The sequence below is a fragment of the Ancylobacter tetraedralis genome (genome assembly GCF_014195655.1).
GTDB lineage: Bacteria > Pseudomonadota > Alphaproteobacteria > Rhizobiales > Xanthobacteraceae > Ancylobacter > Ancylobacter tetraedralis.
This window is the reverse complement of the sequence record NZ_JACICD010000010.1, coordinates 25,547-50,220: the sequence shown is the minus strand read 5'-3', so window position 1 is coordinate 50,220 and position 24,674 is coordinate 25,547. Positions and strand designations below refer to the sequence as shown.

At 68.4% G+C, this 24,674-nt stretch carries 21 protein-coding genes; 7 read left to right on the top strand and 14 right to left on the bottom strand.

The features are described 5' to 3' along the window. Positions 1–80: 80 nt before the first annotated feature. The gene (locus FHS55_RS19800) at positions 81–1,286 is read left to right on the top strand and encodes an NAD-dependent formate dehydrogenase (RefSeq protein ID WP_183191522.1); all 1,206 of its coding nucleotides are present in this window, start codon (positions 81–83) and stop codon (positions 1,284–1,286) included. A gap of 147 nt (positions 1,287–1,433) precedes the next feature. Here the strand turns inward: FHS55_RS19800 and FHS55_RS19795 are convergent, their stop codons facing one another. After that, positions 1,434–3,800: a transketolase gene (locus FHS55_RS19795; protein WP_183191521.1), complete on the bottom strand. Its 2,367-nt coding sequence runs from the start codon at positions 3,798–3,800 to the stop codon at positions 1,434–1,436. 127 nt (positions 3,801–3,927) lie between these two features. Between FHS55_RS19795 and FHS55_RS19790 the strand changes: the two genes are divergently transcribed. Further along, complete coding sequence (locus tag FHS55_RS19790) at positions 3,928–4,398, top strand: Lrp/AsnC family transcriptional regulator (protein ID WP_183191520.1); 471 nt, start codon at positions 3,928–3,930, stop codon at positions 4,396–4,398. 82 nt (positions 4,399–4,480) lie between these two features. Continuing rightward, a complete protein-coding gene (locus tag FHS55_RS19785; protein ID WP_183191519.1) occupies positions 4,481–5,296 on the top strand; it encodes a DUF72 domain-containing protein in 816 nt (271 codons plus the stop codon). Here the strand turns inward: FHS55_RS19785 and FHS55_RS23870 are convergent. The 6 genes from FHS55_RS23870 to FHS55_RS19755 form a co-directional block, all read right to left on the bottom strand. After that, complete coding sequence (locus FHS55_RS23870; RefSeq protein WP_343056293.1) at positions 5,280–6,695, bottom strand: ATP-binding protein; 1,416 nt, start codon at positions 6,693–6,695, stop codon at positions 5,280–5,282. The genes FHS55_RS19785 and FHS55_RS23870 overlap by 17 nt on opposite strands. Position 6,696: 1 nt before the next feature. After that, complete coding sequence (locus FHS55_RS19775; protein ID WP_183191517.1) at positions 6,697–7,389, bottom strand: response regulator; 693 nt, start codon at positions 7,387–7,389, stop codon at positions 6,697–6,699. Between the two features lie 20 nt (positions 7,390–7,409). Next, a complete protein-coding gene (locus FHS55_RS19770; protein WP_183191516.1) occupies positions 7,410–7,973 on the bottom strand; it encodes a cytochrome b/b6 domain-containing protein in 564 nt (187 codons plus the stop codon). Continuing rightward, entirely contained in the window at positions 7,973–8,245 is a 273-nt protein-coding gene (locus tag FHS55_RS19765; protein ID WP_183191515.1) for a PepSY domain-containing protein, read from the bottom strand. Before FHS55_RS19765 ends, FHS55_RS19770 begins: the two co-directional genes overlap by 1 nt. A 129-nt stretch (positions 8,246–8,374) precedes the next feature. Next, positions 8,375–10,753 (bottom strand): phosphoketolase family protein, encoded by a 2,379-nt coding sequence (locus FHS55_RS19760; RefSeq protein WP_183191514.1) that lies wholly within the window; start codon positions 10,751–10,753, stop codon positions 8,375–8,377. 100 nt (positions 10,754–10,853) lie between these two features. Continuing rightward, on the bottom strand, positions 10,854–11,837 hold the full coding sequence (locus FHS55_RS19755) for a zinc-dependent alcohol dehydrogenase family protein (RefSeq protein WP_183191513.1): 984 nt from the start codon (positions 11,835–11,837) through the stop codon (positions 10,854–10,856). A gap of 410 nt (positions 11,838–12,247) precedes the next feature. Between FHS55_RS19755 and FHS55_RS19750 the strand changes: the two genes are divergently transcribed. Genes FHS55_RS19750 through FHS55_RS19740 form a run of 3 tightly spaced genes read left to right on the top strand, consistent with a single transcriptional unit; the run spans position 12,248 to position 17,135 of the window. Continuing rightward, positions 12,248–13,303, top strand: coding sequence for an HlyD family secretion protein (locus tag FHS55_RS19750; protein ID WP_183191512.1), 1,056 nt, complete (start codon positions 12,248–12,250; stop codon positions 13,301–13,303). Next, a complete protein-coding gene (gene rbbA, locus FHS55_RS19745; protein WP_183191511.1) occupies positions 13,300–16,011 on the top strand; it encodes a ribosome-associated ATPase/putative transporter RbbA in 2,712 nt (903 codons plus the stop codon). The genes FHS55_RS19750 and rbbA overlap by 4 nt, the downstream gene beginning before the upstream one ends. Before the next feature lie 2 nt (positions 16,012–16,013). Then, complete coding sequence (locus FHS55_RS19740) at positions 16,014–17,135, top strand: ABC transporter permease (protein WP_183191510.1); 1,122 nt, start codon at positions 16,014–16,016, stop codon at positions 17,133–17,135. 32 nt (positions 17,136–17,167) lie between these two features. Here the strand turns inward: FHS55_RS19740 and FHS55_RS19735 are convergent, their stop codons facing one another. The 4 genes from FHS55_RS19735 to FHS55_RS19720 form a co-directional block, all read right to left on the bottom strand. Beyond that, positions 17,168–17,737 carry a TetR/AcrR family transcriptional regulator gene (locus FHS55_RS19735; protein ID WP_210287085.1) on the bottom strand — a complete coding sequence of 190 codons (570 nt, stop codon included), beginning with the start codon at positions 17,735–17,737 and terminating at the stop codon, positions 17,168–17,170. Positions 17,738–17,888: 151 nt separating this feature from the next. Further along, a complete protein-coding gene (locus FHS55_RS19730; protein ID WP_183191509.1) occupies positions 17,889–18,719 on the bottom strand; it encodes an aldo/keto reductase in 831 nt (276 codons plus the stop codon). A gap of 18 nt (positions 18,720–18,737) precedes the next feature. Then, positions 18,738–19,919, bottom strand: coding sequence for an MFS transporter (locus tag FHS55_RS19725; protein WP_183191577.1), 1,182 nt, complete (start codon positions 19,917–19,919; stop codon positions 18,738–18,740). Between the two features lie 392 nt (positions 19,920–20,311). Continuing rightward, positions 20,312–21,166 carry an SDR family oxidoreductase gene (locus tag FHS55_RS19720; protein WP_183191508.1) on the bottom strand — a complete coding sequence of 285 codons (855 nt, stop codon included), beginning with the start codon at positions 21,164–21,166 and terminating at the stop codon, positions 20,312–20,314. Positions 21,167–21,331: 165 nt separating this feature from the next. On the opposite strand from FHS55_RS19720, the gene FHS55_RS19715 reads away from it, so the two are divergent. Further along, a complete protein-coding gene (locus tag FHS55_RS19715; protein ID WP_343056292.1) occupies positions 21,332–21,742 on the top strand; it encodes a winged helix-turn-helix transcriptional regulator in 411 nt (136 codons plus the stop codon). Here the strand turns inward: FHS55_RS19715 and selD are convergent. The 3 genes from selD to FHS55_RS19700 all read right to left on the bottom strand — a co-directional run bounded on the left by selD (position 21,676) and on the right by FHS55_RS19700 (position 24,624). Next, positions 21,676–22,740 carry a selenide, water dikinase SelD gene (gene selD / locus FHS55_RS19710; protein ID WP_183191506.1) on the bottom strand — a complete coding sequence of 355 codons (1,065 nt, stop codon included), beginning with the start codon at positions 22,738–22,740 and terminating at the stop codon, positions 21,676–21,678. The two genes, FHS55_RS19715 and selD, sit on opposite strands and share 67 nt — an antisense overlap. A 142-nt stretch (positions 22,741–22,882) precedes the next feature. Continuing rightward, on the bottom strand, positions 22,883–24,007 hold the full coding sequence (locus FHS55_RS19705) for a transglutaminase-like domain-containing protein (RefSeq protein WP_183191505.1): 1,125 nt from the start codon (positions 24,005–24,007) through the stop codon (positions 22,883–22,885). 14 nt (positions 24,008–24,021) lie between these two features. Then, entirely contained in the window at positions 24,022–24,624 is a 603-nt protein-coding gene (locus tag FHS55_RS19700; RefSeq protein WP_183191504.1) for a TlpA disulfide reductase family protein, read from the bottom strand. Positions 24,625–24,674 lie beyond the last annotated feature (50 nt).

The following is a 24,674-nucleotide window of genomic DNA, read 5'->3' as shown; positions in this document are numbered from 1 at the left end:
ATCCGGCTTTGCAAGCTGAGCCATCTGCCGCCACCCGCGGCGGAAGCGTCCCCGCTCACCCTGACGAGAGGAGATGTTCCATGGCCAAGGTTGTCTGCGTTCTCTACGACGATCCGGTTGACGGCTACCCCACGACCTATGCCCGCGACGACCTGCCGAAGATCGATCATTATCCCGGCGGCCAGACCCTGCCGACTCCGAAGGCGATCGATTTCGTGCCCGGCACGCTGCTCGGCTCGGTGTCGGGCGAGCTCGGCCTGCGCACCTATCTCGAAGCCAACGGCCACACGCTGGTGGTGACCTCCGACAAGGATGGCCCGGATTCGGTGTTCGAGAAGGAACTGGTGGATGCCGACGTGGTGATCTCCCAGCCGTTCTGGCCGGCCTACCTGACGCCCGAGCGCATCGCCAAGGCCAGGAACCTCAAGCTCGCGCTCACCGCCGGCATCGGCTCGGACCATGTCGATCTCCAGTCGGCGATCGACCGCAACATCACGGTGGCGGAAGTCACCTACTGCAACTCGATCAGCGTCGCCGAGCATGTGGTGATGATGATCCTCGGTCTGGTGCGAAATTACCTCCCGGCGCATGACTGGGCGCGCAAGGGCGGCTGGAACATCGCCGATTGCGTAAAGCACTCCTACGATCTCGAAGCCATGAGCGTGGGTACCGTCGCCGCCGGGCGCATCGGCCTCGCCGTGCTGCGCCGCCTCGCGCCGTTCGACGTGAAGCTCCACTACACCGATCGTCACCGCCTGCCCGAAGCGGTGGAGAAGGAGCTGAACCTCACCTGGCACGACACCCCGCAGGACATGTATCCGCATTGCGATGTGGTGACGCTCAACTGTCCGCTGCATCCCGAAACCGAGCATATGGTGAATGAGGAGACGCTGAAGCTGTTCAAGCGCGGCGCCTATATCGTCAACACCGCTCGCGGCAAGCTGTGCGACCGCGATGCGATCGCCCGCGCTCTCGAGAACGGCCAGCTCGCTGGCTACGCCGGCGACGTGTGGTTCCCGCAGCCCGCGCCCGCCGATCACCCCTGGCGGACCATGGCGTGGAACGGCATGACCCCGCACATGTCCGGGACGTCGCTGACCGCCCAGACCCGCTATGCCGCCGGCACGCGCGAAATCCTGGAGGCCTTCTTCGAGGGGCGGCCGATCCGCGACGAATACCTCATCGTGCAGGGCGGCGCGCTCGCCGGCACCGGCGCGCATTCCTATTCCAAGGGCAACGCGACCGGCGGCTCGGAAGAGGCGGCCAAATTCAAGAAGGCGGGCTGACCGTCATCCCCGCGGTGCGCGTCCTTCGGACGGCGCGCACCGTGCCTTCCCAACGCGCTCGGCTGCCAGTCTGGCTGGCGAGCGTCTGGCAAACTGCGCGCCGGTCCCGCGAAGGCCGGCGCGTTTTTCTTTGGCGATGACGCGGCCTCACACCGCCCGCAGATGGCGGATCGGTCGGCCGGGGGCGATGGCCTGCGCGGCGCGGGCGATGCCCTCGGCGTCGATGCCGTAATGGCGATAGAGATCCTGCAGCGTGCCGGTCTGGCCGAAATGCTCGACGCCGAGCGCGCGGGTGCGGTGGCCCCACACCGCGCCGAGCCAGCCGAGCGTGGCGGGATGGCCGTCGATCACGGTGATCAGCGTGCAATCGTGCGGCACCGCGGCGAGCAGCGTCTCGACATGGCTGTGCGCCGACGGGTCGCCCTCCTCGCGCGCCCGCTGCGCGCCGGTCCAGCCGCCATGAAGACGATCGGCCGAGGTGATGGCGAGCAGGCCGACATCGCGCCGGTCCTCGGCCATGAGCCCGACCGCCGCGATCGCCTCGGGCGCCAGCGCCCCGGTATAGGCGACCACGACCTGCGCGTTCGGGCCGGGCGGGCGCATCCAGTAGCCGCCCTTGACGATGTCGCCGGCGAGGCCGGCATTGATTGTCCGCTTGGGCTGCTCGATGGTGCGGGTGGACAGGCGCAGATAGGTGGAGCCGCCGTCCTCCTCTTGCATGTGCGCGAAGGCGAAGCGCAGGATCACCGCGAGTTCGTCGACGAAGGCCGGCTCGAAGCTGGCGAGCCCGTCCTGCGCCATGCCGATCAGCGGCGTGGCGATGGACTGGTGAGCCCCGCCTTCCGGCGCCAGCGTCACCCCGGAGGGGGTGGCGGCGAGGATGAAGCGCGCATCCTGGTAGCAGGCATAGTTCAGCGCATCGAGCCCGCGCTCGATGAACGGATCGTACAGCGTGCCCACCGGCAGCAGCCGCTCGCCGAACAGCGAATGCGACAGGCCGAGCGCCGAGAGCATGATGAACAGGTTCATCTCGGCAATGCCGAGCTCCATGTGCTGGCCCTTGGGCGAGAATTCCCAATTATAGGTCGAGGGAATGCGCTCGCGCTTGAACGTGTCGGCCAGTTCCTCACGCGCGAACAGGCCGCGCCGGTTCACGAAGGCGCCGAGATTGGTCGAGACGGTGACATCGGGCGAGGTCGTGACGATGCGGCTGGCGAACGCGGTGTCCTGCTTGGCGATCTCATGTAGCAGCAGGCCGAAGCCCTGCTGGGTCGACATCGCGGCCTGCAGCGGCACGTGCAGCGTGGCCGGCACCGCGATGGCGGGCGCCTGGTAGCGCCGTGCGCCGCGCGCGTTGAACGGGGCGGCCTTGAGGAAGGCGTCCAGCGTCTCGGGCGGTGTCGAGAGGCCCTCGAAGCGGTCCCATTCATGGCCCGTGCGCACCTGATGCTCGGCGCGCAGCTTCTCCACCTGGGTCGCGGTCATCAGCCCGGCATGGTTGTCCTTGTGCCCGGCGAGCGGCAGGCCGAAGCCCTTGATGGTGTAGGCGATGAAGCAGACCGGCCGGTCATGCGCGCGCGCCTCCTCAAAGGCGGCGAGCAGCGAGGGCAAATCGTGGCCGCCCAGATTGGCCATCAGCGCCGCGAGTTCCTCGTCCGAGCGGGCCTCGATCAGCGCCGCGACCGGACCCTGGTCGCCGATCTCGTCCATCAGGCGTTTGCGCCAGGCCTTGCCGCCCTGGAAGGTCAGCGCCGAATAGAGCTGGTTGGGGCAGGTATCGATCCACTGGCGCAGAGCCTGCCCGCCGGGCTCGGCGAAGGCGGCCTGCTGCAGCCGGCCATATTTCAGGATGACGACATCCCAGCCGAAATTGCGGAAGATCGATTCGAACCGCTCCCACAGCCCCTCGCGCACCACCGCGTCGAGGCTCTGGCGATTATAGTCGACGATCCACCAGGTGTTGCGCAGGCCGTGCTTCCAGCCCTCCAGCAGCGCCTCGAAGATGTTGCCCTCGTCCATCTCGGCATCGCCGACCAGCGCGACCATCTTGCCCTCGGGCCGAGCCGGACCGAGATCTGCCCCCAGAAGCTCCTTGGCGCGCAGATAGTCCTGCACCAGCGCGGCGAACAGCGTCTGCGCGACGCCGAGCCCCACCGAGCCGGTGGAGAAGTCGACATCATCGACGTCCTTGGTCCGGGAGGGGTAGGACTGCGCGCCCTTGTAGCCGCGGAAATTCTCCAGCTTGGCGCGGGTCTGGTTGCCGAACAGGTACTGGATGGCGTGGAACACCGGGCTCGCATGCGGCTTCACCGCCACCCGGTCCTCGGGCCGGAGCGCCGCGAAATAGAGCGCGGTCATGATCGTGGCGAGCGAGGCGGAGGAGGCCTGATGGCCGCCCACCTTCAGCCCGTCGCTGTTGGTTCGCACATGGTTGGCGTTATGGATCGTCCAGGTCGCCAGCCAGCGCACCTTGCGTTCCAGTTCCTCGAGGATTTCCACCCGTCCCGCGGACATTTATGTCTCTCCCGCTTGCAGTTGGACGAAAATACCTTGGCGGCGCGGGCGAATGCAGCTGTTATGGGCTGTCGGCACGGCCAGCATTGGCTGGAAACACCAGAATATGTGCCCAAGATGGCTCGACATGGCAGAACACACGCTGGATGCGATTGACCGCCGAATTCTCGCCGCGCTGCAGGAAAACGCGCATGCGACCATGGAGGAGATCAGCACGCGGGTCGGCCTGTCGCCCTCGCCCTGCGCACGGCGGGTGCGGCAGATGGAGGCGTCGGGCGTCATCAAGGGCTATGTCGCGGTGGTGGACCAGCAGAAGGTCGGGCTGCCGATCAGCGTGTTCGCCTCCATCCGGCTGGAGCGCCAGCGCGAGGACGAATTGGACCGCTTCTCGCGGGCGATCCTGCGCTGGCCGGAGATCGTGGAATGCTACCTGATGACCGGCCAGCGCGATTATCTCCTGCGCATCGTGGTGAAGGACCTGCCGGCCTATGAGGCCTTCCTCAAGCGCACGCTGACCCGGCTGGAAGGCGTCGCTTCCATCGAATCGAGCTTCGCGCTGAGCCAGGTGAAGCACGCGCAGGCGCTGCCGATCGAGTAGTCGGGCAGGGGGCGGGATCGGGTTGCCGGGTGGCGGAGGCGCTCCTATCCTGCCGCCCCTCACACCGGCGAGCGAGGCCGTCATGGCACAGCATGGGCAGGCACGGCACGGGCAGATCCGCATCGGCGTCGGCGGCTGGACCTTCGAGCCGTGGCGCGGCGCTTTCTACCCCGAGGGCCTCGCCCAGAAGCGCGAGCTGGAACATGCGAGCTCGAAGCTCACGGCCATCGAGATCAACGGCACCTATTACGGCTCGCAGAAGCCCGAGAGCTTCGCCAAATGGTTCGCGGAGACGCCGGACGATTTCGTCTTCACGCTCAAGGGCCCGCGCTTCACCACCAATCGCCGGGTGCTGAGCGAGGCGGGTGAATCGATCGAGCGCTTCTTCCGCAGCGGGGTGAGCGAACTGAAGCACAAGCTCGGCCCGGTGAACTGGCAGTTCATGGCCACCAAGAAGTTCGATCCCGCCGATTTCGAGGGCTTCCTGAAGCTGCTGCCGACAAGCATCGAGGGCATCGCGCTTCGCCACGCGGTGGAGGTGCGGCACGAGAGCTTCGCGTCGGCGGAGTTCGTGGCGCTGGCGCGGGCCTACGGCGTCGCCATCATATTCGCCGGCGACAGCGAGCATCCGTGCATCGCCGATGTCACGGCGCCCTTCGTCTATGCGCGGATCATGGGCACGCGCGAGGAGGAGGCGCTCGGCTATGGCCCGCAGGCGCTGGACGGCTGGGCGGCCGCGGCGAAGGCCTGGGCCACGGGCGAAACGCCGGCCGCGCTCGCCGACCGGCTCCTCGCGCCGCCGGCACCGGTGACGCCGCGCGACGTGTTCCTGTTCGTCATCAGCGGGCACAAAGTCCGCAATCCCGCCGCCGCCATGGCGCTTATCGAGCGGGTGTGAGCGGGTCGGCCGGCGGCAGCGCGATGCGCACGCGTGCGCCGTGCGGGGCATTGCCCGATATCGCGACGCTGCCGCCATGCAGCAGGGCGATGCGGCGGACGATCTCCAGCCCGATGCCGAGCCCGCCGGCCCGCTTGTAGTGTCCCGGCGCGTCGCCGCCGGCGGCCGGATCGGCGGGCGTGAAGCCGATGCCGTCATCGCTGACGGTGAGGCCCGGCCCCGCATCGGTGGACACGACGATGGCGATTCCGGCCCCGCCCCCGCCCGTGCTTGGCCCGCCGGCTCCCGCCGCCCCATGGCGCACCGCGTTCTCGATCAGGTTGCGCACGGCGTCCTTCAGCAGGGCTGGCTGGCCAAGCACGGGCGGGGCCGGGACAACCTCCAGCGCGATGCTGGCGCCGTGGGCATAGACGAAGGGCGCCAGCGTTGAGACGGTCTCCTCCGCCAGCGTGGCGAGGTCGATGGGCACGAAGCCCGAGCGGTCGGAGGCTTCCAGCCGTGCAAGCGTTACCAGCTGCTCTACGAAATGGGTGAGCTCGTCGAGCTCGGCGGTGGCGCGCCGGGCGGCCGGGTGGTCCAGCCTTTCCAGCTCCAGCCGGATCACCGCGAGCGGGGTGCGGATCTCGTGGGCGATGGCGGAGGTGAAAAGCTTCTGCGCCGCCATCAATTCGCGCGTGCGGGCATAGGAGCGGTTCACCGCGCCGGCGAGCTGGGCGATCTCGCGCGGCATGCCCTCCGCGTCGAGCCGGGCATCGGTGCCGAGCGGGTCGAGCCGCTCCGCCTGCCGCGCGGCCGCGGCGACCGGGCGGAGCGCGGCGCGCAGCGACAGCAGCGTGGCGCCGAGCACGAAGAGCAGAGTCAGGCTCATCGGCACCAGCATGTGGTCGAGCACTTCCTCCACCAGCACGCCCCACATGGCGCCCTGCGGGTCGCCCGTCACCGCGATCTCGATGAAGACGACATGGTCGCCGGGGTTGAAGGTGTGGCCGCCGGCGAAGGTCAGCGGATAGCCCGGCACCAGCGTGCGGATCCAGAAGGTCGGCGGGTGCAGGTCGAGCGGGAGGAAATGCTCGGCGCAGTCCGCGTCGCAATGGGAGAACAGCACTACCCCGCTGGCGGTGCGCACGCGCGCCATGTAGCCGGAATTCGCCGTGCCGTAGCGCGCCGCCAGCGCCTCGGGCAGCTGGAAGCCGAGGCGGGTGTCGTCATGCGTCAACCCTTGCGCGAGTTCGGCGCTTTCGCGCTCCAGCACGAGGCGGGCGAGGTTCTCGGGATCCCGCGCATATTCCACGAGCACGGCGACGAGCTGGGCGAGCATCGCCAGCATCGCGAAGGCGATGATGCGGCCGGCGAGAATGCGGCCGAGCGGGCGTGCCCGTCGCTCGCTCCGGCTCGGCACGTCAGGCCTCCCCCGTATCGGCGCGGGTCTCGCGCAGCATGTAGCCGACGCCGCGCACGGTTTCGATCGCCGCGCTGGTCTCATAGGGCGCCAGCTTGCGGCGCAGCCGCGAGAGTACCAGCTCGATGGCATTGGGGCTGGTCTCGCCGTCGAATTCCGACAGCATCGCCTCCAGCCCCCGCTTGGGCGTGACCCGGCCGGCATGGCGCAGCAGGATTTCCAGCGCGGCCCGCTCGCGTGGGGCAAGGGCGATGACCTCGCCGGCGCAGCTTGCCTCCTGGGTGGCGGGGTCGAAGCGCAGCGCGCCGGTCTCCAGCACCGGATCGGCGACAAGCGGCGCGCGGCGCAGCAGGGCGCGCGCCCGGGCCAGCAATTCGCCATTGTTGAACGGCTTGCCGAGATAGTCGTCGGCCCCCGCGTCGAGGCCGGCAATGCGCTCGTCCACCGCCGTGCGGGCGGTGAGCGCCAGCACGGGGGTCGGATCCCGGGCACGGCGCAGGTCGCGGATCACCGCCAGCCCGTCGCCGTCCGGCAGGCCGAGATCGAGCAGAACGAGGTCGTAGCGCGTGGTGGCCAGCGCCTCCTGCGCCTCCGCCACGCTGCCGACGGCATCGAGCCGCCAGCCGGCGCCGCGAATGGTCTCGCCCACCAGATCGCGCAGCCGCGCGCTGTCCTCAACGAGGAGAAGTCTCACGGCCCCTCACATGCGCGTTGTTACGGCCGCTTGCGGCCTGTGACCATGGACCATACGAGGTTCTCGCGGTGGCGCCAGCTCTCCACCAGCGCGGCAGCCGCGTGAAGGAGGGCGAGCACGAGTATGCCATTGGCGAGCGTGCCGTGCAGGTCCTCCAGCCACTCCTCGCCCCAGAAGGCGTCGAGCGTCGTCATCCAGCCGGTGACGGCGACGCTGGCCAGCAGTGCCATGAGCGTCAGCATCATCACCGCTGCCGCCGGGTTGTGCCCGAGCATGCGCGGCTCTCGGCCCTTGGCGAGCGCCGCCAGATAGGAGCGCAGGCGCGCGGGGGTGGGCACGAAATCCGAGAAGCGGGCATATCGCGTGCCGATGAAACCCCAGATCAGCCGCACGACGAGCGCGCCCGCCACGGCATAGCCGACATAGCGGTGCGCCAGCTTGCCCTCCGGCAGGATGAAAAGATTGAGGACGCAGCCGGTGACGACGGTCCAGTGGAACAGGCGCACGACCGGATCCCAGACCCGGACGTCCATGCCCGCGGCCGGGGCGGCAACCGCCCCGGCCTCAGCCGCGTTTCGCGTCATCAGTCGATTTCGGACTTCACGACCGCGCCGGTGACCGGGTTGAAATAGACCTCGGCCTTCTTGTCGTCCTTGGTGTAGCCGTAGATTTCGTAGCAGCTGCCAGAGACCTTGAAGGTCTTGATCTTCTGGTAGCCCATTTCGCTGATCTTGGCCTTCATGGCCTCCTCGGTCAGCCACTTGTCCTTGGCTTCGGTGGTGCAGACCGGGCCGGCGAACGCGGCGACGGGGGCGAGAACGGAGACGGCGACGAGGCCGGCGACGAGTTTGCGCATGAGTGGTTCCTTAGGTCCAGGCGATCGGCGGTGTGCATCGATCGACCGGAACCTAGAGGAGCCAAGCTGTCGCCCGCCTGTCCGCCGGCACAGATTGTGCCGGCGGACAGGCGGGTGGCGGGGAGGGGATCACTCCCCGCCCGGCCAGCGCCAGTCGCGCACCTCCGGCAGGTCGAGGCCATGGGCGCGGATATAGCGCGCGTGTTCGGTCAGCTTGTCGCGGATCGCCTGCCGCGCATGGACCTGGCCGGCGAGCTTGGGCACGCGGTCCAGCACGTCGGCGACGAGGTGGAAGCGGTCCAGCCGGTTGCGCACCACCATGTCGAAGGGCGTCGTGGTGGATCCCTCCTCGACATAGCCGCGCACATGCATGTTGTTGTGATTGTTGCGGCGGTAGGCGAGACGATGGATCAGCCAGGGATAGCCGTGATAAGCGAAGATCACCGGCTTGTCCTTGGTGAACAGCGCGTCGAAATCGGCGTCCGAGAGCCCGTGCGGGTGCTCGGATTTCGGCTGCAGCGTCATCAGGTCGACCACGTTGACGACGCGCACCTTGAGGTCGGGGAAGAATTCGCGCAGCAGGCTGGTGGCGGCCAGCGTCTCCAGCGTCGGCACGTCGCCGGCGCAGGCCAGCACCACGTCGGGATCGCCGCCATGGTCGTTGCTGGCCCATTCCCACAGGCCGATGCCCTGCGTGCAGTGCTTGATGGCGGCGTCCATGTCGAGCCATTGCGGCGCCGGCTGCTTGCCCGCGACGATGACGTTCACCCGGTTCCATGAGCGCAGGCAGTGGTCGGTGACGTAGAGCAGCGTGTTGGCGTCCGGCGGCAGGTAGACCCGCACGATGTCCGCCTTCTTGTTCACCACATGGTCGATGAAGCCGGGGTCCTGGTGGCTGAAGCCATTATGGTCCTGCCGCCAGACATGCGAGGTGAGGAGATAGTTGAGCGAGGCGATGGGCCGGCGCCATTCCACCTCGCCCGCCGTCTTCAGCCATTTCGCATGCTGGTTGAACATCGAATCGATGATGTGGATGAACGCCTCGTAGCAGGAGAACAGCCCATGCCGGCCGGTGAGGAGATAGCCCTCCAGCCAGCCCTGGCACATGTGCTCGGAGAGGATCTCCGTCACCCGCCCGTTCAGCGCGAGGTGGTCGTCATAGGAGAAGGTCTGCGCATTCCACGCGCGGTCCGTCACCTCGAACAGCGCCTGCAGCCGGTTCGAGGCGGTCTCGTCGGGGCCGAACACGCGGAAGTTGCGGGAGGCGAGGTTCTCCTTCATCACGTCGCGCAGGAAGACGCCCATGACATGGGTCGATTCCGCCTCCACCGCGCCGGGATGGGGAATGTCCAGCGCATAATCGGTGAAGTCCGGCAGGCGCAACGGCCGGCGCAGCGCGCCGCCATTGGCGTGCGGGTTGGCGCTCATGCGCCGCTCGCCCTCGGGTGCCAGCGCGGCGATCTCCGGCCGCAGCCGGCCGTCGTCGTCGAATAGCTCCTCGGGCCGGTAGCTCTTCATCCAGTCTTCGAGCAGGGTGAGGTGCTCGGGCTTCGACATGTCGGAGAAGGGCACCTGGTGCGAGCGCCAGAAGCCTTCCGTCTTCTTGCCGTCGACCGTCTTCGGGCCGGTCCAGCCCTTGGGGCTGCGCAGCACGATCATCGGCCAGCGCGGGCGCTCGGTCTCGCCCTCTTCGCGCGCGGCCTTCTGGATGGCGGCGATCCTGGCGAAGGCCTCGTCCAGCGCGCCCGCCATGGCGTGGTGCATGGGATCGGGATCCTCGCCCTCGACGAAGATCGGGTCGTAGCCATAGCCCTGCAGCAGGCTCTTGAGTTCCTCGGGGCTGATGCGCGCCAGCACCGTCGGATTGGCGATCTTGTAGCCGTTGAGGTGCAGGATCGGCAGCACCGCGCCGTCGCCGACCGGGTTGAGGAACTTGTTGCCGTGCCAGGAGGTGGCGAGCGGGCCGGTCTCGGCCTCGCCATCGCCCACCACGCAGGCGACGATCAGGTCCGGATTGTCCAGCACCGCGCCATAGGCGTGGCTCAGCGAATAGCCGAGCTCGCCGCCCTCATGGATCGAGCCGGGCGTTTCCGGCGCGGCATGGCTGGGAATGCCGCCGGGGAACGAGAACTGGCGGAACAGCCGCCGCAGTCCTTCCTCGTCCCGGGATATGTCGGGGTAAAGCTCGCTATAGGTACCCTCGAGATAGGTCGCTGCCACCACGCCCGGCGCGCCGTGGCCGGGGCCGGCGATGAACAGCACCTTGGAATCGGTATCGCGGATGACCCGGTTGAGATGGACATAGATGAAGTTCAGCCCCGGCGTCGTGCCCCAGTGGCCGAGCAGGCGCGGCTTGACGTGGTCGAGCGTCAGCTTTTCGCGTAGCAGCGGGTTGTCGAGCAGGTAGATCTGCCCGACCGAGAGATAATTCGCCGCTCGCCACCAGGCGTTCATGCGGGTGAGCAGTTCGGGCGTCAGCGTGTCCGTCGTGGTCGGTTCGGCGGCCATCGGTCTCTCCTGTTACGGCTCAGTCGCAAAAGCGGGTTGAAGACTAGATAGGGCGCATGACGCGCACGTCACGGCACGCGCAGGTCACGGTGCGCGCAGGTCACGGCACCAGCACCGCCGCGCCCTGGAAACGGCCGGCGCGCAGGTCGGCCAGCGCCTCGTTGGCGCGCTCCAGCCTGTAGGTCGTGGTGGTCGCCCGGATGCCGGCCTGCGGCGCGAGGGTGAGGAATTCGCGCGCGTCCTCGCGGGTGAGGTTGGCGACCGAGACGACCTGCCGCTCCTCCCACAGGATGGAATAGGGAAATTGCGGGATGTCGCTCATGTGGATGCCCCCGCACACCACCCGCCCGCCCTTGGCGAGCGCCCGCAGCGCGACCGGCACCAGCGCGCCGACCGGCGCGAAGATCAGCGCGGCGTCGAGCTTCGCAGGCGGGGCGTCTTCCGAGGCGCCGGCCCAGTGCGCGCCGAGCGACAGCGCCAGCTGCTGCGCCTGTCGGTCGCCGGCGCGGGTGAAGGCATAGACCTCGCGGCCCTGCCAGCGGCAGACCTGCGCGATGAGATGGGCGGCGGCGCCGAAGCCGTAGATGCCGATGCGCTGCGCGTCCCCGGCCATTTTCAGCGTGCGCCAGCCGATCAGCCCCGCGCACATCAGCGGCGCGGCAGCGACAGGGTCGTCGAACCCGTCCAGCGGGAAGCAATAGGCGGCGTCGGCCACCACATGGGTGGCGAAGCCGCCGTCGCGCGTGTAGCCGGTGAAGAGCGGGTCGTCGCACAGGTTCTCGCGATGGCCGGCGCAATAGGGGCATACCCCGCAGGTATGGCCGAGCCAGGGAATGCCGACCCGCGTGCCCACCATCGGCGCGGCGACGCCGTCGCCCAGCGCCTCGACGATGCCGACGATCTCATGGCCGGGAATGACGGGCAGCTTGCCCGGCGGCAATTCGCCGTCGACCACGTGCAGGTCCGTGCGGCAGACCGCGCAGGCCTCCACGCGCACGCGGATCTCGCCGGCGCCGGGTTGCGGCAGCGCGCGCTCCTCGGGGCGCAGCGCCTCTCCATAGGCATGGAGGACCATGGCTCTCATCGTGACATCCTCGGCGGCAGCGTTGGCGACAGGCTGGGCACACACGACATCGGCTCATTATCCGGGCAAGTGCTGCGAAGACCAAACGCCGAGACGCTCGGGGGCGCGGCGCCGCGGGAAATCGCTAGCCGGCGAATGAAGCCAAGCGACGGCGGGGAACCTATCGCATGCTGCGGTGCGGCCGCCGTTGATCATGGTCAATGCCGGCCCCCGCCGACGACCTAGGATCGCGGCCCGATCCCAACAGCCAGGGTGGAGGGCGGCACGGCGCGGCCTTGGCCCGATTGCTGTCTGGCTATGCGCTCCTGCGCATGGTTCAATCCTGTCGCGGCGAAGCTGCGGGGGCGGGATCGGCTGTGAAGATGCGATGCGGTTCCGCATCGCAGGCTCTATCGTTCCTGGGAGGCCTGATGAGCGCGTGGCTCGGTCGAGGCGAAAAGACGGCTGCTTTCGCAGTGCGTGCCGCCGTCATTGTCATTCTGGGGCTCGGCCTCGCGCCTCCCGCATCGGCGCAGGAGACGGGAGGCCTGGGGGCCCGGTTGCAGGCGCTGGTGGACAAGCTGACCGGGCACAAGCTCCCGGCCGACATCTTCATGACCAACGGGCGCATCGAATCCGAGCAGGTGCTCGTCGCCTCCAAGCTCGCCGGCCGCGTGGCGCAGGTGTTGGTGGAGGAAGGCCAGACGGTGGACGAGGGCGAGACGGTCGCCCGCATGGACACGGTGGAACTCGCGGCCCAGCTCGCCGGCACCGAGGCGCAGGTACGCGCCGCCGAGAAATCGGTCGCCGAGGCCGAGGCGGCGATCGCCCAGCGCGAGAGCCAGCGCCTGCTCGCCCAGCAGGAATTCGAGCGTGCCTCCAAGCTCAAGCAGAGCGGTTACGGCACCATCCAGTCCGCCGATACACGCCAGAGCGAGCTAAACGTCGCCGAGGCCGGGCTCAAGGCCTCGCAGGCCGCGCTCGAGGCGGCGCTGGCCACCGCCGATGCCGCCCGCGCCGATGTCGCGCGGATTCAGTCGCAGATCGACGATTCGACCCTGAAGGCACCCCGCCGCGGCCGCGTCGAATACAAGCTGGTGCGCTCGGGCGAGGTGGTGGCGGCCGGCGCGCCCATCGTCACGCTGCTCGATCTCTCCGACGTCTACATGACCGTCTTCGTGCCCGCCCGCGTCGCCGGGCGCCTCGCGATGGGCGACGAGGCGCGCATCGTGCTCGACCCCGCGCCGGAATATGTGATCCCCGCCACGGTGAGCTTCGTCGCCTCCGGCGCGCAGTTCACACCGAAATCGGTCGAGACCGATGACGAGCGCGAGAAGCTGATGTTCCGGGTGAAGCTGCGCATCGCCTCCGATCTGCTCAAGCAATATGAGGATCGGGTGAAGACCGGCGTGCGCGGCGTCGCCTATGTGCGCACCGCGACCACGGCCACCTGGCCCGAGGCGCTGGCGGTGAAGCTGCCGCAATGAGCGGGCCGGTCATCGCGCTCAAGGGCGTGGCGCATCGCTACGGCCGCGCCATCGCGCTGGACGGTATCGACCTGTCCGTTCCGGCCGGTTGCATGGCGGGGCTGATCGGTCCCGATGGCGTGGGCAAGTCCACCCTCCTCTCGCTGGCGGCCGGCGTGACGCGCATCCAGGCCGGCACGGTCGAGGTGCTGGGTGGCGACATGGCCCGCGCGGGCTGGCGCCGCGAGGCCGGCGGGCGCATCGCCTACATGCCGCAGGGACTGGGGCGCAACCTCTACCCCACGCTCAGCGTCGCGGAGAATCTCGATTTCTTCGCCCGCCTGTTCGGCCAGGACGCGGGCGAGCGCGCCGAGCGTATCGCCGAGCTGATCGGCGCCACCGGACTCGCCCCCTTCGCCGACCGGCCGGCGGGCAAGCTCTCCGGCGGCATGAAGCAGAAGCTCGGCATCTGCGCCGCGCTGATCCACGATCCCGACCTCGTCATTCTCGACGAGCCGACCACCGGCGTCGATCCGCTGTCGCGTCGCCAGTTCTGGGAGCTGATGGAACGGCTGCGCGCCCGCCGGCCGAGCATGAGCGTCATCGTCGCCACCGCCTATATGGAGGAGGCCGAGCGCTTCGACTGGCTGGCGGCGATGAATGCCGGGCGCGTTCTGGCCACCGGCTCGCCCGACGACATTCGCCGGCAGGCCGGCGCTCCGACGCTGGAGGCGGCCTTCGTCGCGCTGCTGCCGGAAGCCGAGCGCGCCGATGCCGCGCCGATTCCCGATCTGCCGCGCCAGATGCATGATGGCGCGCCGGCCATCGAGGCGACCGGGCTCACCTGCCGGTTCGGCGATTTCGTCGCTGTCGACCATGTCGATTTCCGCATCGAGAAGGGCGAGATCTTCGGCTTCCTCGGCTCCAACGGCTCGGGCAAGTCGACCACGATGAAGATGCTCACCGGCCTGTTGCCGGCGAGCGAGGGCGAGGCAAGGCTGTTCGGGGCGCCGCTGCTGGGCGGCGACATGGCGACCCGCAAGCGGGTCGGCTACATGTCGCAGGCCTTCTCGCTCTATGGCGAACTGACCGTGCGGCAGAACCTCGTGCTGCATGCCCGGCTGTTCGAAATCGCCGACGTGGAGGGCCGCGTCGGGCAGATGCTGGCGCGGTTTGACCTCGCGGACGTGGCGGACATGCGCCCCGAGAGCCTGCCGCTCGGCATCCGCCAGCGCCTCCAGCTTGCCGTGGCGGTGATCCACAAGCCGGAGATCCTCATTCTCGACGAGCCGACCTCCGGCGTCGACCCGGTGGCGCGCGACAATTTCTGGCGCACCCTCATCGAACTCTCGCGTCAGGATGGGGTGACGATCTTTCTCTCCACCCATTTCATGAACGAAGCCGAGCGCTGCGACCGCATCTCGCTGATGCATGCGGGCAAGGTGCTCGCCATCGGCACGCCGGAAGAGCTGAAGGCCGCGCGCGGCATGGCGACGCTGGAGGAAGTGTTCATTGCCGCCCTCGAGGAGGCCGGCATGGGCCGCACCGAGGGCGCGGTGGAACTGCGCCAGCGGCCGGCGGCAGCGCCCATGCCGGTGCGGCGCTTCGATGCCGGCCGGCTCTGGGCCTATGCGCGGCGGGAATCGCTGGAGATCCTGCGCGACCGGGCGCGGCTCGCCTTCGCCTTCCTCGGGCCGATCCTGCTCATGCTCACCTTCGGCTATGGCATTTCCTTCGACGTCGAGAACCTGCCCTATGCGGTGTTCGACCAGGACGGCAGCGCGCAGAGCCGGCAAGTGCTGGAGGCCTTCGAGGGCTCGCGCTATTTCCAGCTTCACGCGCCGATCACCTCGCCCGATGAGCTCGACCGTCGTATGAAGGACGGCGAACTCACGCTCGCCATCGAGGTGCCGCCCGGCTTCGGCCGCGACCTCCTGCGCGGGCGCCAGCCCGAGCTGGGCGTCTATGTCGACGGCGCCATGCCCTTCCGCGCCGAGACGACGCGTGGCTATGTGCAGGGCATCGCCCAAAGCTACCTGGCCGATGCGCGGCTGCGCACCACCGGCCGCGACACGTCGGTCTATCCCATCACCATCGAGCCGCGTTACCGCTACAATCAGGCGTTCAAGAGCGTGAACGCCATGGTGCCGAGCGTCATCGTGCTGATGCTGGTGCTGATCCCGGCGATCATGACCGCGCTGGGGGTGGTGAAGGAGAAGGAAAGCGGCTCCATCACCAATTTCCAGTCGACGCCGGTGACCCGCGTCGAATTCCTGCTCGGCAAGCAGCTGCCCTATGCCGTCATCGCCTTTGTCAGCTTCGTCTCTCTGGTGCTGGTGGCGCGCTTCGTGTTCGAGGTGCCGGTGAAGGGCTCGCTGCCCACGCTGGTGCTCGGCTCGCTGGCCTATGTGCTGGCGACCACCGGCTTCGGCCTGTTCGTGTCGAGCTTCGTGCAGAGCCAGGTGGCGGCGATCTTCGCCACCGCCATCATCGCCATCATTCCCTCGGTGAACTTCTCCGGTCTTCTCGTGCCGGTGTCCTCGCTGTCGGGCGGGGCGCGGCTGATCGGCCTGGCCTTCCCGGCGGCGTGGTACCAGCCGGTCAGTGTCGGCGTCTTCGCCAAGGGGCTGGGCCTGGCCGATCTGTGGTTGGATATCGTGGTGATCTTCCTGTTCGCGCTCGGCTTCATCGGCGCGGCGATGCTCGCCCTGCGCAAGCGGAGCGCCTGAGCATGTTTGTCCGTCTCGCCCGCATCTTCCGCCTCGGCATCAAGGAACTCTACAGCCTCAAGGCCGACCCGGTGCTGGCCGCGCTCATCGTCTACACCTTCACCATCGCCATCTACACGGTCGCTTCCGGCGCCAAGTTCGAGGTCGAGAATGCCGCCGTCGCGGTGGTGGACGAGGACCAGACCGCGCTGTCCCGCCGGCTGCGCGATGCGCTGATCGCGCCCTTCTTCAAGGAGCCGGTGCTGATCGGCGCCGATCAGGTCGGCCCGGCCATGGATTCGGGCCGCTTCGTCTTCGTGGTGTCGATCCCGCCCCAGTTCGAGCATGACGTGATCGCCGGCCGCACCCCGACCATCCAGCTGGACATCGACGCCACCGCCATGTCGCAGGCGGGCAACGGCGCCTCCTACATCCAGAACATCCTCATCCAGGAGGTGCTGGCCGCCGTGCCGAGTGCGGCGACGACGGATCCGATCAACGTGGTCGTGCACGCGCGGTTCAATCCCAACCTGCAATCGGCCTGGTTCACGGCGGTGATGCAGGTGATCAACAACGTCACCATGCTGGCGGTGATCCTCGCTGGCGCGGCGTTGATCCGCGAGCGCGAGCACGGCACCATCGAACATCTCCTGGTAATGCCGGTGACGCCCATCGAGATCATGTTGGCGAAGATCTGGGCCAACGGCATGGTGATCGTCATCGCCGCGACGCTGTCGTTGGTTTTCGTGGTGGAGCGCCTGCTCGGCGTGCCGGTGCAGGGCTCGGTACCGCTCTTTGTCGCGGCGATGGTGGTCTACCAGTTCTCGGTGACGGCGCTCGGCATCCTCGTCGCCACCGTCTCGACCTCGATGGCGCAGTTCGGCCTCATCGTCATGCCGGTCCTGATCGTGATGAACCTGCTGTCGGGCTCGACGACGCCGATGGAGAGCATGCCGGTCTGGCTGCAGAACGTGATGCAGCTTTCGCCCTCCACCCATTTCGTCGCGCTGTCGCAGGCCATTCTCTATCGCGGCGCGGGACTATCGGTGATCTGGCCGCAATTGCTGGCGCTCGTCGCCATCGGCGGAGCCTTCTTCTTCCTGGCCGTGCTGCGCTTCCGCAAGGCGCTGCAGGCGGCGCAATAGCCGCCCGCGCCCGTTCCCGCAGACCTGCCGCGTCACACGCCGAAGCAGGCCCGCAGCTGCAGGCGCACATCGTCGAGGATGGCGGCGGAGAGGGCGGGATCGGCCGTGGCGATGCCGCGCGCCATGGTGAGGGCGCCGACCATGGTGGCGAGGATGGTCGTCGCCTTGCGCCGGCGGACCTCCGGCTCATTGTCGGTCAGGTGCTGCTCGATCACGCCGCGGAAGCGCTCGATCGCTTCCGCGTAGTCGTGCTGCAGTTCCGGCCCCTGCCGGGCGATATCGCCGGCGAACGCGCCGAGCGCGCAGCCACGAGCCGGATTGTCGCGATGGGCGATGGAGAGATAGCGGTCGAGGATGGTGGCGATGTCGCCGGAGTGCTTCCAGTTGTCCACGCCCTCGGCGCAGGCCTCGCGGCAGGCCGCTCCGGCAAGATCGGCCTTGGAACGGAAATGGCCATAGAAGGCGCCGTGCGTCAGCCCGCTGGCCTGCATGATCTCGGCGACGCCGACATCGTTGAATCCGCGTTCGCGAAACAGCCGGGAGGCCGATTCCAGGATGGCGCTGCGATGCTCCGCCACCTTCGCCTTCGAGACCCGCACCATGAACCTCCGCAACAGCCCCGCTGTAAGCTCCCCCCTCTTTCCTTATTCAACGGAAAGTCCCGCGAAAGCAAATGCGAATGGATGCGGGTGAATGCGGACCCGCCCGCCAATGGCGGGCGGGGAGGAGGGGGCAGCGGGGGGCGGTGATGGCTCAGGCGGCATCCCAGACGGGCGCGAGGCCGGCCGGGCTGACGATGCGCCCATCCGGGCGGGCCAGGGTGTGGATCGCCGCCATCTCGTCGCGCGACAGCTCGAAATCGAAGATGGCGAAATTCTCCGCCGCGCGCGCCTCGCCGGCGGTCTTCGACAGGGCGATGAGCCCATCCTGCTGGATCACCCAGCGCAGCACCACCTGTGCGACGCTCCTTCCCTTGGCCCCCGCGATGTCCTTCAGCACCGGGTCGGTGAACACCTTGCCGTCGGCCATGGCGAAATAGGCGGTGATGGACAGCCCCGCCGCGCGGGCGGCGGTGATGATCGGGCTCTGGTCGAGAAAGGGGTGGTATTCGACCTGGTTGGTGACGAGCGGCGCGGCGCTGAGGCCGATAGCCTCCTGCATCTGCGCGACATTGAAGTTCGATACGCCGATATGGCGCACCTTGCCGGCCTTCACCACCGCGTTGAGCGCACCGACGGGCTCGGGCAGCGCATGGCCGGCCGGCCAGTGCAGCAGCAGCAGGTCGACATAGTCGGTCTTGAGTTTTTTCAGGCTCTCCTCGACCGAGGCGATCAGCGCGTCATGGCCGAACTTGTCGACCCATACCTTGGTGGTGAGGAAGATGTCGGCGCGGTTGACGCCGGAAGCCTGGATGCCCTCGCCGACCTCGGCCTCGTTGCCATAGGCCTGCGCGGTGTCGATATGGCGGAAGCCGAGCTGGAGCACATGGGGCACCATGCGCAGCGTATCGGCACCCGACAGGCGGAAGGTGCCGTAGCCGAGGGCGGGAATGTGCGCGCCGTTGGCGCTGACATAGGGCTGCATTGGATTGTCTCCTTGGGATCAGACGGTGCGGGCGACGAGTGTCTCGCGACGGTCGAGCGCGCCACTCCAGAGGGTGAGGCCGAGCGCGCCGGCCACCAGTATGGCGCCGACCCAGGGCGTGGCACCGAGGCCGAGCGGGGAGGCGACGACGAGGCCGCCGACCCAGGCGCCGATGGCGATGCCGAGATTGAACGCGGCGATGTTCAGCGCCGAGGCGACATCCACCGCGCCGGGACGATGCTTCTTGGCGAGTTCCACCACGTAGATCTGCAGGCCCGGCACATTGGCGAAGGACAGGAAGCCGAGCGCGGCCAGCGTCGGCAGGGTCAGCCAGGGCGACACGGCGGTGAAGGTGAACAGCGCCAGCACGGCGGCCTGGGCGAGGAATAGGAAGGTCAGCGCCTTCACCGGGTCGCGATCGGCGATGCGCCCGCCGGCGATATTGCCCACCGCGATGGCGAGGCCATAGACCACCAGGATGAGGCTGACGCTGGAGGCCGCAAAACCGGTGACATGTTCGAGGATCGAGGCGAGGTAGGTGAAGGCGACGAAGGTGCCGCCATAGCCGAGCGCGGTCATGGCATAGACCAGCAGCAGCCGCCCGGAGCCGAGCACGCGCAGCTGGTCCATCAGCCGGGCCGGTTCGGCGCGGGCGAGGTTGGCAGGCAGCAGCGCGGCGATGGCGAGCAGGGCGAGCACGCCCAGCCCGGCCACCGCCCAGAAGGTGGCGCGCCAGCCGAAGGTCTGGCCGATGAAGGTGCCGAGCGGCACGCCGGTGACGATGGCGACCGTCAGCCCCATGAACATCAGCGCGATGGCGGAGGCGCGGCGGTCGGCCGGCACGAGGTCGGCGGCGATGGTGGCGCCGACCGAGAAGAACACGCCATGCGCGAAGGCGGAAATCACCCGCGCCACCAGCAGCGTCTCGTAGCTCGGGCTGAGCGCGGCGGCGCTGTTGCCGATGATGAACAGGCCCATCAGCGAGAGCAGAAGCGTCTTGCGCTCCATCCGCCCGGTGAGCGCGGTGAGGATCGGTGCGCCGAAGGTGACGCCGAGCGCGTAGACGCTGACGATGAGGCCGGCGAGCGGCAGGGTGATGTGAAGATCGGCGGCCACGGTCGGCAGCAGGCCGACAATGACGAACTCCGTGGTGCCGATCGCATAGGCGGCGATGGTGAGCGCGAACAGCGCCGGCGGCATTCGGGTTGGCGACATGAAAACAGGCCTCCGCGCGCCGTCGGCCCGCAGGGAGCCCGGCGCCAGCTGGATATGGGTTGGGTTGGCCCGAATATGCGTGCCACCGGCGTGCGTGATAAGCCGCCATGATGGACCAGGAGCTGTGAATTTCTTTCACAAGCAAACGCCGCGACGCCGCGAGCGGTCCTTTGCACGGGCGCGTGGCCGGGGCGGGTTGCGTCTCGCGTCGCGTATCGTCTCGCGGCGGGTATCGTCTTGCGCCGGGTATCGTCTTGCGCGCCATCCCCCGCGGTCACGCACGAAAATGCACAGCCGGCGCATCGTCACCGCTGCGCCGGCTGGTTGTTCCGTTCTGGTGCCAGGCCGCGGGTCCGCGTGCCGGGGGCCGAGCTCGCTCAGGCGAAGCGCGCGAGATAGGCTTGCGCGGTGGTGGACGCGTGCCCGGTCAGCGTTTCGACATCCGTCGAGGTCTGCGCATATTCGCCCGCGCCCAGCGCGGCATAGAAGCTGCCGACGCCGGTGACGACGAATTCGGGCAGCCCATAGGAGCGGAACTGCGCCTCGAAGGCCGAGACCGGCACGTCGAGCGCCGTGATCTTCTTGCCGGTGACGGTGGACAGGATGGCGGCCAGTTCGATGGCCGAATAGGCCTCATGGCCCGAAAGCTCGTAGATTCGGTTCGCATGGCCGGTGCCGGTGACGGCGGCGACGATCGCGTCGGCCACGTCCTCATGCGAGACGTAGGCGACCTTCGCCTCGATGCCGGTAAAGGGCAGCACGCCGCTCTCCTTGGCATTGGCGAAGAGCGCGTCATTATTGGCGAAATAGGAATTGTCGCGCAGGATCGTGTAGGCGATGCCCGACGCCTTCAGTTCGGCCTCGGTCGCCACATGCGCCTTGGCCCAGTCGAACAGGCTGGCGTCGGCCGGGTTGGTGGCGCCGGTGTAGACGATGCGCTGGATGCCGGCGGCCTTGGCGGCCTGAATAGCGTTGTGGTGCTGGGCGATGCGCACCTCATTCGGGCCGACGCTTGAAATGATGACGGCGACGTCCTCGCCGGCGAAGGCGGCCTGCAGGCTCGCCGGGTCGTCATAATCGGCGGCGACGATCGTGAAGCCCTGAGCCTGCTGCGCGGCGAGCTTCTCGGGCGCGCGCGCGGCGAGCTTGACGCTGCCCGCGAGGCCCTTGGCCTTGAAGGCGCTGGCGAGGGTCTGGCCCAGCTTTCCGCTGGCGGCGGTGATGACGGTCATGGCGACGGCTTCCTGTTGGACGGCCCGGCGGGTCGCGTCGGTTACCAAATGAGAGTAACATGCAGGTTGGAAGCGAGCCGGCAAGAAGGGTTTTCAAAGTGCGTCGGTATGCGGGCAGTAACCGGCGGGTCGGCAACAGGGCGGGGGGAGATCGGATAAGTGCTTGTGAAAATTGATAAAGAAGCGCTTCAGCAGCTATGTCCGACGCGCGACGTGCTGGACCGCATCGGCGATCGCTGGAGTGTTCTCATCCTCAGCGAACTGGAAGAGGGGTCGCGCCGCTTCACCGTCTTGAGACGGGCGATCCCGGATATTTCCCAGCGCATGCTGGCGCAGACCCTGCGTCATCTGGAGGCGGACGGGCTGGTGACGCGCACGGTCTATCCCACCATTCCGCCGCGCGTGGACTACGCTCTCACCGAGCTCGGCCGCTCGCTGATGGCGCCGCTGCGTGCGCTGGTCGCCTGGGCCGAGGCCAATCACCAGGCGGTGCGGGACGCCCGCCAGCGCTACGCTAGCACGGTTACGGACGGTTCGCCCTCCACCGCCCGGCCGATAATGGCGGCATCCGCATAGCCTGCCGCCCGGATCGCGCCCAGCATCCGCTCGGCCGCGTCCGGCGCGACCGCGACCAGCAGTCCGCCCGAGGTCTGCGGGTCGGTCAACAGGTGCCTTTGGTGGTCGGGTAGCCCCTCGGGAAGGCGTACGCTTTCGCCATAGCTCGCCCAGTTGCGATGCGAGGCGCCGGTGACAAAGCCCTGCCGCGCCAGTTCCTCGGCTTCCGCCAGCAGCGGCAGCGCGGCGACCTCGATTTCAAGCGCGAGCTTCGCGCCGCGCGCCACCTCCAGCCCGTGGCCGAGAATGCCGAAGCCGGTGACGTCGGTCACCGCATGCACCTTTACCTCCTTGCCCAGTTCCGTGCCGATACGGTTGAGCTTGGTCATCGAGGCGATCATCTCGGCATAGGCGGGGGTGGAGAGCGCTTGCTTCTTGAAGGCGGCGGAATAGATGCCCACCCCGAGCGGCTTGGTGAGAATGAGCACGTCGCCGGCCCGTGCCGTGCTGTTCTTGCGGATCGCCGACGGGCTGGCGGTGCCGATCACCGCGAGCCCGTAGATCGGCTCCGGACAATCGATGGAATGGCCGCCCGCCACCGGAATGCCGGCTTCCGCCGCGATGGAGGCACCGCCCTTCAGGATCTCGCGCACCATGGCCGGCTCCAGCTTGCCCAGCGGCATGCCGAGAATGGCGAGCGCGAGCAGGGGCTTGCCGCCCATCGCGTAGACATCGGAAATCGCGTTGGTGGCGGCGATGCGGCCGAACTCATAGGGATCGTCCACCATCGGCATGAAGAAGTCGGTGGTAGCGATCAGGCAGGTGTCGTCGTCCAGCTGCCAGACCGCCGCGTCGTCACCCGTCTCGGTGCCGACCAGCAGCCGCTCGAACGGGCCCGCAGCCGGCTGTTCCGAGAGCAATTCGCGCAGCACCGAGGGCGCGAGCTTGCAGCCGCAGCCCCCGCCATGGGCGAGGCTGGTGAGGCGGAACGGGGTGGTGTCGGCGGGCGTGTCGAGCATGGCTCACTCCTCGTGTTCTTTATCTCTCCCCGACGGGGAGAAGTCGCCGCGTCGCGGCGGGTGAGGGGCTTTCGGCCGCGGATCGGTCTTCTCCCTCACCCGAACCCTCTCCCCCGCGGGGGAGAGGGAGCTTCCGTGTCGCTCAGGTGGCGAGTTCGCTGGCGGTGATCGAGTATTTGAAGGCGTCGGGATCCAGGCAATCGTGGCGCAGCGACGCCACTTCCGCCTGCGGGTACATGAGGAAGCCGAGCTTGGGGCCGTTCGAGCCGGGCAGGGCGATGTCGTGGCCGTCATTATAGGCGAGCCAGTTGCCCTCCCACGCGCCGAACAGCGCCTTGCGGGCGGCGAGCACCTTGGCGTCGTCCATCGCGTTCTTGCCCGGGGGCTCCTCCAGCACGACCTTGCGCACGTCGGCGGGATCGGTCGCCACCCAGCCGAAGCCGTCCAGCCACACTTCGGCGCGGCAATGCTGGGCCTTCGAAATGGTCGGCGAATTGGCGCCCAGGCTTTTGTAGCCGAAAGCGGAGGGGGCGACGCGGATGCCGTAAATGTCGCGGGCGGGAATGCCGGCGGCGCGCACCAGCCCGACATAGAGCGCGTTGAGGTCGGCGCACTTGCCGCCGAGATTGCCGCTCTTGAGCAGCGAGGCGACATCGCCGGTGCCGCAGCCGCGGGTGGCGGCGTTGCGATAGGTGTTCTCGACCACCCACTCGTAAATCGCGCGCGCCTTCTCCAGGTCGCTCGCCTTGCCGGCGGTGATCGTGTCGGAGGTCTGCTTCACGATGCCGTCGAGCGGGATCAGGTCGGTCGGCGCGGTGAACAGCGCGCGATCGGCGCTTGAGAGCGGCGCGACGTTGCCGGGCCGGGCGAAGTCGGTGGCGCGGTCGCGGGTGGCGAAGGAGGAGGTGATCTCCACGCGCGGCGCGCTTTCGCCCTGCGCCCAGGTGAGATGCAGAAGCTCCGTGCCGTAATGGGGATCCTTCACCACCTTCGCGCTGGCGGCATTGGTCTTCCAGCTACTCTCGCCCGGCTTGAACCAGTCGGCCGCGGTATAGGACGGGAGCGGCACCCACGCTTGCGCCGGGCCGGCCTTGCCCTCGACGGGGGCGACCTCCAGCGTCGTCACCACGTCGAAGCGGCGCCATTTGTCGGGCCTGGGCGCGAAGACGGCGCCGGCGGCGGCCGTCTGCGCGAAGAGCTGGGACGGCGCCAGGGTGGCGGCGGCGAGGGCCGCGCCGGCCTTGAGGAGTTCTCGGCGACTGGTCATGTGGTTTTTCCCGCTTAGTCGTTGAGGGGTGGCAGCGTGCCATCGAGGGGCGCGCTCGCCGGGTTCTGGCTTTCGAGTTCGAGGCTTTCGAGCCGATGTGCGGCGGCCGGATCGTCCCAGTCGACCGGGCCGCCGGCGTAGAGGCGCACCCGGTGCGAGCGGTCGAGAACGAAGCTGGTCGGCAGCACGGCGACCTGCCACGCCTTCATGGTCGCGCGGTCCTCGTCGAGGAGGATGGGGAAGGGGACGGGCGCATTCTCGAAGAAGCGGCGCACCCGCAGTTCCGGCTCGCCGATGTCGATTGCCAGCACGGCGAAGGGGCGATCCTGCATCCGCGCCACCAGCCGGGCCAGACCGGCCATCTCTTCCCGGCACGGCTCGCACCAGGTCGCAAAAAAGTGAACGAGGACGATTTTGTCCCGCAGCGCATCCAGCCGCTGGAGCCCGTTCGCCAGTGTCGGCAGGGTGAGCGCCGGAGCCTCGCTCCCCGCAGGCAGAGGCGGCTCCTGGGCAAGCGCCCGCGGTGCCCCAAGCGCTATTGACGCTAGGGCAAGAAACGCGGCGACAAGGAGAGATCCGAGGGTGCCCCGGCACGCGGGAGCCTGATGCAGAAACATCGCGCGCGACCATGCCCCCGGCGCTCGGCAGCGTCAATCCACTGCCTGCC

Bases quoted from the DNA above. Each gene is read 5' to 3' on its own strand.
- FHS55_RS19800 (WP_183191522.1), top strand. From the start codon at position 81: ATGGCCAAGGTTGTCTGCGTTCTCTACGACGATCCGGTTGACGGCTAC.
- FHS55_RS19795 (WP_183191521.1), bottom strand. From the start codon at position 3,800: ATGTCCGCGGGACGGGTGGAAATCCTCGAGGAACTGGAACGCAAGGTG.
- FHS55_RS19790 (WP_183191520.1), top strand. From the start codon at position 3,928: ATGGCAGAACACACGCTGGATGCGATTGACCGCCGAATTCTCGCCGCG.
- FHS55_RS19785 (WP_183191519.1), top strand. From the start codon at position 4,481: ATGGCACAGCATGGGCAGGCACGGCACGGGCAGATCCGCATCGGCGTC.
- FHS55_RS19770 (WP_183191516.1), bottom strand. From the start codon at position 7,973: ATGACGCGAAACGCGGCTGAGGCCGGGGCGGTTGCCGCCCCGGCCGCG.
- FHS55_RS19765 (WP_183191515.1), bottom strand. From the start codon at position 8,245: ATGCGCAAACTCGTCGCCGGCCTCGTCGCCGTCTCCGTTCTCGCCCCC.
- FHS55_RS19760 (WP_183191514.1), bottom strand. From the start codon at position 10,753: ATGGCCGCCGAACCGACCACGACGGACACGCTGACGCCCGAACTGCTC.
- FHS55_RS19755 (WP_183191513.1), bottom strand. From the start codon at position 11,837: ATGAGAGCCATGGTCCTCCATGCCTATGGAGAGGCGCTGCGCCCCGAG.
- FHS55_RS19750 (WP_183191512.1), top strand. From the start codon at position 12,248: ATGAGCGCGTGGCTCGGTCGAGGCGAAAAGACGGCTGCTTTCGCAGTG.
- rbbA (WP_183191511.1), top strand. From the start codon at position 13,300: ATGAGCGGGCCGGTCATCGCGCTCAAGGGCGTGGCGCATCGCTACGGC.
- FHS55_RS19740 (WP_183191510.1), top strand. From the start codon at position 16,014: ATGTTTGTCCGTCTCGCCCGCATCTTCCGCCTCGGCATCAAGGAACTC.
- FHS55_RS19735 (WP_210287085.1), bottom strand. From the start codon at position 17,737: ATGGTGCGGGTCTCGAAGGCGAAGGTGGCGGAGCATCGCAGCGCCATC.
- FHS55_RS19730 (WP_183191509.1), bottom strand. From the start codon at position 18,719: ATGCAGCCCTATGTCAGCGCCAACGGCGCGCACATTCCCGCCCTCGGC.
- FHS55_RS19725 (WP_183191577.1), bottom strand. From the start codon at position 19,919: ATGCCGCCGGCGCTGTTCGCGCTCACCATCGCCGCCTATGCGATCGGC.
- FHS55_RS19720 (WP_183191508.1), bottom strand. From the start codon at position 21,166: ATGACCGTCATCACCGCCGCCAGCGGAAAGCTGGGCCAGACCCTCGCC.
- selD (WP_183191506.1), bottom strand. From the start codon at position 22,740: ATGCTCGACACGCCCGCCGACACCACCCCGTTCCGCCTCACCAGCCTC.
- FHS55_RS19705 (WP_183191505.1), bottom strand. From the start codon at position 24,007: ATGACCAGTCGCCGAGAACTCCTCAAGGCCGGCGCGGCCCTCGCCGCC.
- FHS55_RS19700 (WP_183191504.1), bottom strand. From the start codon at position 24,624: ATGTTTCTGCATCAGGCTCCCGCGTGCCGGGGCACCCTCGGATCTCTC.